Annotated in this window: 12 protein-coding genes; 8 read left to right on the forward strand and 4 right to left on the reverse strand. The window is 42.2% G+C overall.

Features of this window, described 5'->3' with window-relative positions:
* Positions 1–45 precede the first annotated feature (45 nt).
* From KDK18_RS07210 to modC, 5 genes are read left to right on the forward strand one after another with little or no spacing between them, the layout of a single operon-like run.
* Positions 46–117 carry a MoaD/ThiS family protein gene (locus KDK18_RS07210; RefSeq protein WP_257254216.1) on the forward strand — a complete coding sequence of 24 codons (72 nt, stop codon included), beginning with the start codon at positions 46–48 and terminating at the stop codon, positions 115–117.
* A gap of 2 nt (positions 118–119) precedes the next feature.
* A complete protein-coding gene (moaE, locus tag KDK18_RS07215) occupies positions 120–575 on the forward strand; it encodes a molybdopterin synthase catalytic subunit MoaE (RefSeq protein WP_257254205.1) in 456 nt (151 codons plus the stop codon).
* Between the two features lie 26 nt (positions 576–601).
* Positions 602–1,321: a molybdate ABC transporter substrate-binding protein gene (gene modA / locus KDK18_RS07220; protein WP_257254207.1), complete on the forward strand. Its 720-nt coding sequence runs from the start codon at positions 602–604 to the stop codon at positions 1,319–1,321.
* On the forward strand, positions 1,321–1,995 hold the full coding sequence (modB, locus tag KDK18_RS07225) for a molybdate ABC transporter permease subunit (RefSeq protein ID WP_257254208.1): 675 nt from the start codon (positions 1,321–1,323) through the stop codon (positions 1,993–1,995). The genes modA and modB overlap by 1 nt, the downstream gene beginning before the upstream one ends.
* Entirely contained in the window at positions 1,995–3,068 is a 1,074-nt protein-coding gene (gene modC / locus KDK18_RS07230) for a molybdenum ABC transporter ATP-binding protein (protein ID WP_257254217.1), read from the forward strand. The genes modB and modC overlap by 1 nt, the downstream gene beginning before the upstream one ends.
* 55 nt (positions 3,069–3,123) lie before the next feature.
* Here modC and KDK18_RS07235 read toward each other — a convergent pair whose 3' ends face one another.
* The 3 genes from KDK18_RS07235 to KDK18_RS07245 form a co-directional block, all read right to left on the reverse strand.
* The gene (locus tag KDK18_RS07235; RefSeq protein WP_306670887.1) at positions 3,124–3,459 is read right to left on the reverse strand and encodes a type II toxin-antitoxin system RelE/ParE family toxin; all 336 of its coding nucleotides are present in this window, start codon (positions 3,457–3,459) and stop codon (positions 3,124–3,126) included.
* On the reverse strand, positions 3,434–3,673 hold the full coding sequence (locus KDK18_RS07240) for a type II toxin-antitoxin system ParD family antitoxin (RefSeq protein WP_257254209.1): 240 nt from the start codon (positions 3,671–3,673) through the stop codon (positions 3,434–3,436). The genes KDK18_RS07235 and KDK18_RS07240 overlap by 26 nt, the downstream gene beginning before the upstream one ends.
* A gap of 114 nt (positions 3,674–3,787) precedes the next feature.
* Positions 3,788–4,090, reverse strand: a complete 303-nt coding sequence (locus tag KDK18_RS07245) for a hypothetical protein (protein ID WP_257254210.1) — start codon at positions 4,088–4,090, stop codon at positions 3,788–3,790.
* Here KDK18_RS07245 and KDK18_RS07250 point away from each other — a divergent pair.
* Positions 4,078–4,515, forward strand: a complete 438-nt coding sequence (locus KDK18_RS07250; protein WP_257254211.1) for a DUF29 domain-containing protein — start codon at positions 4,078–4,080, stop codon at positions 4,513–4,515. The two genes, KDK18_RS07245 and KDK18_RS07250, sit on opposite strands and share 13 nt — an antisense overlap.
* A 167-nt stretch (positions 4,516–4,682) precedes the next feature.
* On the opposite strand, the gene KDK18_RS07255 is transcribed toward KDK18_RS07250, so the two are convergent.
* Positions 4,683–4,955, reverse strand: a complete 273-nt coding sequence (locus KDK18_RS07255) for a hypothetical protein (RefSeq protein WP_257254212.1) — start codon at positions 4,953–4,955, stop codon at positions 4,683–4,685.
* A 253-nt stretch (positions 4,956–5,208) separates the two neighbouring features.
* Here KDK18_RS07255 and KDK18_RS14560 point away from each other — a divergent pair, with 253 nt between their 5' ends.
* Positions 5,209–5,943, forward strand: a complete 735-nt coding sequence (locus KDK18_RS14560) for a pilin (protein ID WP_373691155.1) — start codon at positions 5,209–5,211, stop codon at positions 5,941–5,943.
* A gap of 10 nt (positions 5,944–5,953) precedes the next feature.
* Entirely contained in the window at positions 5,954–7,771 is a 1,818-nt protein-coding gene (locus tag KDK18_RS07265; protein ID WP_257254214.1) for a PglL family O-oligosaccharyltransferase, read from the forward strand.
* The last annotated feature ends 640 nt before the right edge of the window (positions 7,772–8,411 follow it).

The following is an 8,411-nucleotide window of genomic DNA, read 5'->3' on the forward strand; positions in this document are numbered from 1 at the left end:
GAAGTCGTTAAAGACCCAAGTACCCTGGTGGCTTTGAACCAGACTATGACCCGCAAGGATTTTGAAATAAAAGAAGGCGACGAAATTGCCTTCTTTCCTCCGGTCACCGGAGGGTGATCATGATCTCAATACAGAAGGATGATTTTGATCCGGGTTTTGAACAGGATCAGCTCAGCGACAATACCGGTACCGGGGCTTTGGTGACCTTCACTGGATTGGTGAGGGATGAAAACCTCGGGGACGATGTGGGAGGACTGTATCTGGAACATTATCCGGGTATGACAGAGAAGTCACTCAGGGACATTATTGATGAAGCCGCCGAACGCTGGCCACTGCAAGCCATCAGGGTGATTCACCGGGTCGGGCAGCTTCAGCCGGGTGACAGAATTGTTTTTGTTGGTGTGGCCAGTGCTCACCGCAAAGCGGCGTTTGAGATCTGTGAGTTTGTCATGGACTACCTGAAAACCCGTGCGCCTTTCTGGAAGAAGGAAACCACTCCTGAAGGTGATCGCTGGGTGGATGCCCGTGAGTCTGATGAAGAGGCGGCAAAGCGCTGGGGGCAGACATCGTTGTGACGTATTGGCTGGGTATTCTGACACTGTTGTTTAGCATAAGTGCAACCGCTGCTAATCTTCGAGTGGCGGTGTCTGCTAACTTTAAACCCGTTTTAGAACATCTGGCTGAACAGTTTAAGCGTCAGACCGGACACAAGTTGACTGTCTCTTCAGCATCGACTGGCGTGCTGTACCATCAGATTATGCGTGGTGCTCCCTTTGATCTTTTTTTCTCAGCCGATCAAGCCAGACCCTTGAAGCTGGAAAACAATGGCAAGGCGCTTTCTGAAAGTCGAAAAACATACGCCTATGGACGTTTGGTTCTTTGGGATCGAACAAAGGATAAAGAGCCATCTTCAATTGAGCAGCTCAAAGACTGGCATGGTAAGTTGGCTATTGCTAACCCTGCAACCGCTCCCTTCGGTCTGGCTGCCAGGCAGTCTCTGGAAAAGTCAGGTTTATGGGAGAGTTATCAGGGGCGGCTGGTGCAGGGAGCCAACATTCAGCAGGCATGGCAGTTTGTGGCCAGCGGTAATGTTGACATGGGGCTGGTTGCCTTATCCCAGCTTTCAGAAAAAGAGCTGAAGCGAATCAGCTATGTGCCAAAAACGCTCTATGAACCGATTCGTCAGGATATGGTGATACTGAAAAGTACAGAGCACAAAAAGATAGCTCAGGCGTTTTCGGCGTTTGTGTTGTCTGCCTCGTCCCAGAAATATATTGCTGAGCATGGCTATTTTCCTGCCATCCGGGATAAGACGAAATAATGCTGACCACGGCCATCTGGCTGACCATGAAACTGGCTGTGCTGACAACACTGCTGTTGATGCTGGTGGGAATACCCCTGGCCTGGAAACTGGCCAATATGAGAAGCCGCTTTCGGCCATTAATAGAAGCTATTGTCGGTTTGCCACTGGTGCTACCGCCCACGGTACTCGGTTTTTATCTGTTAATTGCCTTCTCGCCAGACAATACCTTGGGCCAATGGTGGGTTGATTTAACGGGGTCAACACTGGCATTCAGTTTTTCAGGGCTGGTGGTGGCTTCTGTGCTGTATTCATTGCCATTTGTCGTGCAACCTCTGCAAAGAGCGTTTGAGCAGTTGGATCATGGTCTTCTTGAAGCAGCCTCCATGCTCGGGGCCAGTCGGATTGACCGGTTTATCAATATTGTTTTGCCAAATTCTCTCAGAGCACTCTTGTTGGCTGCCTGTATGGGCTTTGCTCATACGGTGGGTGAATTTGGTGTGGTGCTGATGATTGGCGGCAACATTCCCGGAGAAACTCAGGTGTTGTCCATTGCTTTATACGACGCGGTGGAAACACAACAGCTGGGCCAGGCACATGCTATGGCAGCGGGCCTGCTAATGTTTGCGCTTGTGATGCTGGTAGTTTTGTACAGTATTGATAAAAGACAAGTGTCGGAAGTGAGTAACCGTTGATGTTGAAACTGGATATTCAACTGCCTCGGGATCGGTTCGATCTTGCCATCCATACCGCTCTGGAGCTGGATGCAGTCTGGGGTATTATGGGTGCGTCGGGCTGCGGCAAAACCTCTCTGCTCAGGGCCATTGCCGGACTGGAAAAACCGGTTCAGGGTCGGATACAGTTTGATGATCAGGTCTGGATGGACAGCAAACAGGGTGTCTTTGTTCCCCCTGAACGACGCAGGATAGGTTATATCTTTCAGGAGGCGCGTTTATTTCCACACTTGAGTGTTCTGGGTAACCTTCAGTTTTCCATGAAACGTGCAAGCTCCGGTCGCCGGGGATTAACCTTTGTTGAAGTCGTGGATCAATCGGGTGTTGGCCACTTGCTGAATCGTGGGATTGAAACACTGTCCGGCGGAGAAAAACAGCGTGTAGCCATTGCCCGCACTTTGTTGAATGCACCAAAATTGCTGTTAATGGATGAGCCTCTGGCTTCTCTGGATTGGGATTCCAAGGCGACGATATTGCCTTGTTTAAGAAATATTCATCGAGCTTTTAACATACCGATTATTATGGTCAGTCATTCAAGAGAAGAAGTGGCCCGTCTGGCTGACAGGGTTTTGTTACTGCATCAGGGATCTGTGACCGGAAAAGATCAGAGCCAGACGTTGCTCAACAGTGCACTGGCCGTTGATGATCGGCATGAGCCTCTGTTATCCGTGCTGGAAGCAGAAGTGGTTGATCATGATAAAGACTATGGGCTGACCGTTCTGAGTGTCGAAGGTCATCCGCTGCAGGTGCACGAGGCTGGATTGGCCTTGGGGTCAACAGTACGAATGATTGTCCCTGCCCATGAAGTGAGTATTGTGCTGGATGATTTTTGCGACACCAGTGTTTTGAATCGTTTACCGGTGGTGATTGATTCAATACAAACCAGAGACGACTGGCATCAGTTAATTACGTTATGTCTCGGTGAGCAGACTTTAATGGCTCTGGTGACACGAAAGTCGGTGGATCGGTTGTCGCTGAAAATTGGGATGAAGGTGTTTGCTCATTTTAAGGCTTCGGGGTTGGAGGTGGTTTGAGGTTTTGACGCACCAAATTCAGAACGAATGACTATAACAGCTGCTTTTATTGTTCTCAGTGAGTCGACTCTATCTGTAAATTAACGTCCATACTTTTGCGAAGGATTCTAACGATTGAAACTCCACCCTTCTGTTGAATTCTGTAATAAATAATATGACTGCCTTGGGGAAATTTCCTGTAATCCGTTCGAACATGATTGCATGGGCTGTCAGAGTCAGGATGTTTAGCTAATGTATGGAAGCTTTCATCCAATTTTTGCAGATAAAGATTTCGTTGAGCTTTCCCCCATTGTCTAAAGGTATATCGAGCGATGCTTAGCAAATCACTCTTGGCTTTTTTGGTTAATACAAACGCTGGCTTCATGTCAATTGAGCTCATTGTCCAACTCATCAATTATTGAGTCCAGATTGTAGTCTGCATTTCCACTCTCTTCGCCTTCTATCAGCAACTGTCGCAGCGTTTCCAGTTTTGTTTCGCGGTTTTCAAGCAGCCTGAGAGCAGCCCTGATCACCTCACTGGCAGAGCCATAACGACCGCTATTGACCTGGCTGGAGATAAAACCATCGAAGTGATCTCCAAGAGTAATGCTGGTGTTTTTTGCCATCTTGCTGGCTCCTGTACCAATATATACCTGATTATGGTATCAAATAGTCTGGTGTCAAGTTCCTTCAATGAATCGTTCTGGCTTATGTGACTGTTCTCAACTCCCAATGTTCGGCTATGACATGTGAAAGTAATAATTGATCAGAAAGACACTAACAATCGTGGTTATCAGACCTCCAAAAGTAATCCAGAACTGTCGGCTCAGTACGGCCAGCTCACTGCGAATCTCAGCTCTCATTTCTTTCATTTCAGCCCGGATGTCCTTATTATGCCGGATGTCCTTATTATTTCGGATGTCCTTATTATCCATTTTAAAGCTTCGGGGTTGGAGCTGGTGTGAGGTTAAGCCAGCTCCGGATTCAGAAAGAATGACTATAATGGCTACTTTGGCAGGAGGGATATCTGATGGGCGAGCCACTTTACGACTCTGACTTTTACGGATGGGTCAATCAGCAGCTTGATTTGCTCAGATCCGGGAATTTGGATGAGGCCGATATCAAGAATATTGCATTGGAAATTGAAGCTATGGGAAAAAACCTGCATCGAGAGCTGGTCAGTCGTTTGAAGGTTCTCTTGATGCATCTGCTGAAGTGGCAGTATCAACCCGGTCTGCAATCCAATAGCTGGCGGTATACGATTGTAGGTCAACGAGAAGAGCTCTCGGATCATATTAAGGACAACCCCAGCCTTAAACCCAGAATCCCTGCAGCTATGGAAAGAGCCTACCGGTATGCGTTGATTGAGGCGACTAAAGAGACAGGGTTGCCTCTTGAAACGTTTCCTTCGACTTGTCCCTGGACTTACGACCAAGCTATGAGTGCTGATTTTTGGCCAGCAGACTGACCATGAAAGCCTTCCTTTGAATCTGATTTGTGGGGGGAGATGTTCGGCAACCAGCATTTCAGTGACTTCGATCAGTCGTCCCATGATGAATCTGGTAATGGGTCGTTAGAACGAGCCATTCTGACATCTTCAGCAAAACTTTCTACGTCATCTCCCGGTTTTGGTTGTTAGTCAGCCTTAAGTTTATTTCGACCGGCATGCATTTCTTTTCGTAGAGTTAGAATGTCAGCCTGAAGTTTGTTATGACCGGCATGCATTGCTTCCCGTAATGTGGCAATACTACGTTCTGTATCCAGCTTGACTTGCAGGATGCTTTTCCGTAGCACCAGAATATCTTCTTTTGTAGCCAGGTTTTGAGGGAGCTTTCTACTGACGAACTCCAAGGCTATATCTTCGTCCATTCCCATTCGTTTGAGTTCTTTAAACAGGGCATTTTGCACAGGTGGGCTCCTTGTTGGTCTTGAACAGATAGTGGGAGGAAATATAGTTGAAATGTTTCTCTTTTCCAGAATCCCCTGTGGCTCAGGGTCTGTCCTGCAAAATCGCGTGATTCTACCAGGTAATTAAACGACAGAGATCGCTCTTTATGTCAAGCTGAAAAAGTTGACCAAAGCAACACAAATACACCAAAAAAAGGTTGCTTTTTTTACCGTGAAATATATCGTAATGGGCTAAGGAATTACCCTTATCTGTGTGCTGTCTCTGCAGTGGGATAAGGTTGGTGCACCGCTTTTACACAGGGTCTCAGGACTGAAGGTTTTGCATCAAAACGCTCTTAGCGAGCAGTCAGGAAGACATTACAACCATGAGTGGTTATTTTTTCATCGTATTCTGACCATCGAACCAATGGACTGGATGAAAGAGTATTTATGGAAGCGTCACTGTCGGGCACAGTGGGTAGACAGAGTGGGTCATAGCGATCAGGTGTCGTTTTTGGTCAATGCTCAGGCTCGGTGGTGGCAAAATCGAATAATAAAAATGTATGTCCTCAAGGGGCTAAGAATAATGAAAAAACAACAAAGTGGTTTTACGCTGATTGAATTGATGATCGTTGTGGCGATTATTGGGATTTTGGCGGCTGTGGCTATTCCGCAGTATCAGAATTATACTGCGAAGGCTAAGTTTAATGCAGCTCTTGCTGAGTTGACTCCAGGAAAGACTCAGTATGAAATACTTTTAAATGAAGGGTCTACAATAACAGCAAGTACGACTGTAGATACCTTAGGTTTGGCATCAAGTGCTACAGAAAACTGCTCTTTTGCTATTGAAGCAGGTGCTTCTTCAGGTATCTCATGCACAATTCAAAATGCCCCATCTGTATTGGGACCAACTCCAAAGATTACTTTGGTACGTGACCAAACAGGTACATGGAGCTGCTCTGCTAGTGTATCAACAGATGCAGCTGATGCAGCTAAAGCATGTAATTAATATTTGAGGTTTGGCTTTTCTTGGGTTTTCTCAGGGAAAGTCATTCGGTATTTTGGGTTTTATTTTTATGAGTTTTCTTAGGGATAAAGATATCGTATGTTTTTTTAAAAAAAGCAGTTTTTTTAATATTCAATATATATTTTTATTTTTTCTTTTTTTTGCTCCTTTTTTATCTTGGATAAAGTTTGCGCCGCTTGTTGATCTTACATCTGATTTGTTATCGTTATTCATAGTTCTATTAATAATACTTTTTTCATTTTTTTATATAAATGATCGCGTTGAAATATCACCTGCGCTGACTATAGTTTCTTTTCTGATTTTTTTTTCTTTATTTAATATTAACTCAACGCCATATCCGGGGATGGTTTTTATTAAAGTTTCTGCTCTTTTTTTTGCAGCTTTATTGGCTAATTCAGTTAGTAAATTAGATTTAGAAAAAGTAATATTGTTTTCTTCTAGTGGCCTCCTTATGGGAAGTTTGTGTCAATTATTTATAGGGGTTTTTCAAATAACAGGGCTTGCCGATCAGTTTGGTTTGTCGTATTTTTTGCATAAAAATGCTAACTATACAGAATTTTTAGGAAATATCGGGCAAAGAAATAATCTAAGTAATTATTTAATGCTAGGTGTACTTTCCCTTTGTTGGCTTTTTAGTAAAAAACAAATTAAATTACTAGTCTTCCTAATAGCTTTAATTTTTTTGAGTGTTTCTGTTTCATTAAGTGCGTCTAGGTTGGTTCTAGCCTATTTATTTATTTCAATTTCTCTTATATTTTTTTTATTTATGAGATCAAAGAGAACTGTAGAAATGAAAAGACTGGCTGTCAGTATGTCTGTAAGTGTATTCTTTATTCTCTTAGCACAAAAATATGCCAGTGAATTATTTTCATTTATGCTAAAAGATGGAGCTGAGTCACTCTTAACTACAGGTGCTGAAAGGATGCAGACTGGTTCCTTTGTGTTCAGATTTCAAGAGTGGTCAAAAGCATTTAGTATATTCTTAGAAAATCCATTTTTTGGAGTAGGGGTTGATAATTATGCAGTCAACTCATTCAATATGGTTGCCGATGAACATGTTCATTCAGGTGTTCTGTTTGTTAATAGCCACAATATAGTGATGCAGCTTCTTGCAGAACTTGGAGGAGTTAGTGTTGTTATATTTCTTGTCTGTCTGCTTTGGTCTTTATTTCCCCGTTTTATCAAAGAATATCCTAACGAGAATGACTATTACTTATTATCTCTTATACTTGTTTTTTTGTGTCATAGCTTCTTTGAATACCCACTTTGGTATGTCAACTTTTTAATGCTGTTCTCTGTGCTTCTTGGTTTAGTTCCTGTAAAAAAGCTATATATTCCTTTTAATAGAAATATTAAAATTTTCACTATTCTAGTATTCAGTATTGTTTTTTTATGGCAGTCTATTTTGGGTGTTAAAATGTATAGTCGATGGGTATACTGGGTTTATCCATCAAAGTTTGAAGAAGAAAATAGAGCTAGATTAGCCGTTTTACTACAAGATAGTAATCATTTTATTTGGTCATTCTATGCCGATGGTCTGGTTGCTAATTATTTGCCTATGAATAAAGAAAATGTAGAAATGAAAAAAGAACTTTATCAGCGGCTTGCTTATTTTAGGCCTTACCCAAAAATTTTGACAATATTGTCAGTTTATCAAGCTTATGATAATGATATGGAAAATTCAGAGGATACATTAAGAAAAACAATTTCTGCTTTTCCTTATTCGACTGAAGAAATTAGATCAGTTTTAGATGTTTTTGAAGGTAGTGAAATTGCTTATTTGAAAAATATTTTAAACGAGGAGAAATAAATGAAGAAATAAATGGGACACCCAGACTTATATATGGGCAATAAATAGGACACCAACACTTTTAAAAAAGGTTAAAAAAGGGACATTCATTAATAAATGGGACACCTAATAAATGGGACACCCACACTTATATGTAGGTAATAATCTAAGTAAAAAAGGGACATCCATAATAATAAAAATAAATGGGACACCCACACTTATATGTAGGTAATAATCTGTGAAAAAGAGATGGGGGCACCCACAAAAAAAAATAAATAGAAAAAATAAATAGGACACCCACACTTATATGTAGGTAATAATCTGGGTAGACAAATAAATAGGACATCCACACTTATAAAAAAGGGACATCCATAAAATCAGTAAGAAAGAATAATCTGGGACACCCACACTTTTATGTAGGTGTCCTTGACTCCATCTGGATTAAAATAAAAAAGGGACATCCATAATTTAAAAAAGGATATAAAAAAGGGACATCCATAAAATCAGTAATCAGAATAAATGGGACACCCACACTTATATGTAGGTTTAAAAAAGGGACATCCACGAAATCTGATACATTCTGTGGGTGTCCTATTTCATTAATTTAAAAATAATCTGGGACACCCACACTTTTATGTAGGTGTCCTTGACTCCATCCTTG

The sequence above is a fragment of the Endozoicomonas sp. SESOKO3 genome (assembly GCF_024606255.1).

Bases quoted from the DNA above. Each gene is read 5' to 3' on its own strand.
- moaE (WP_257254205.1), top strand. From the start codon at position 120: ATGATCTCAATACAGAAGGATGATTTTGATCCGGGTTTTGAACAGGAT.
- modB (WP_257254208.1), top strand. From the start codon at position 1,321: ATGCTGACCACGGCCATCTGGCTGACCATGAAACTGGCTGTGCTGACA.
- modC (WP_257254217.1), top strand. From the start codon at position 1,995: ATGTTGAAACTGGATATTCAACTGCCTCGGGATCGGTTCGATCTTGCC.
- KDK18_RS07235 (WP_306670887.1), bottom strand. From the start codon at position 3,459: ATGAGTTGGACAATGAGCTCAATTGACATGAAGCCAGCGTTTGTATTA.
- KDK18_RS07240 (WP_257254209.1), bottom strand. From the start codon at position 3,673: ATGGCAAAAAACACCAGCATTACTCTTGGAGATCACTTCGATGGTTTT.
- KDK18_RS07250 (WP_257254211.1), top strand. From the start codon at position 4,078: ATGGGCGAGCCACTTTACGACTCTGACTTTTACGGATGGGTCAATCAG.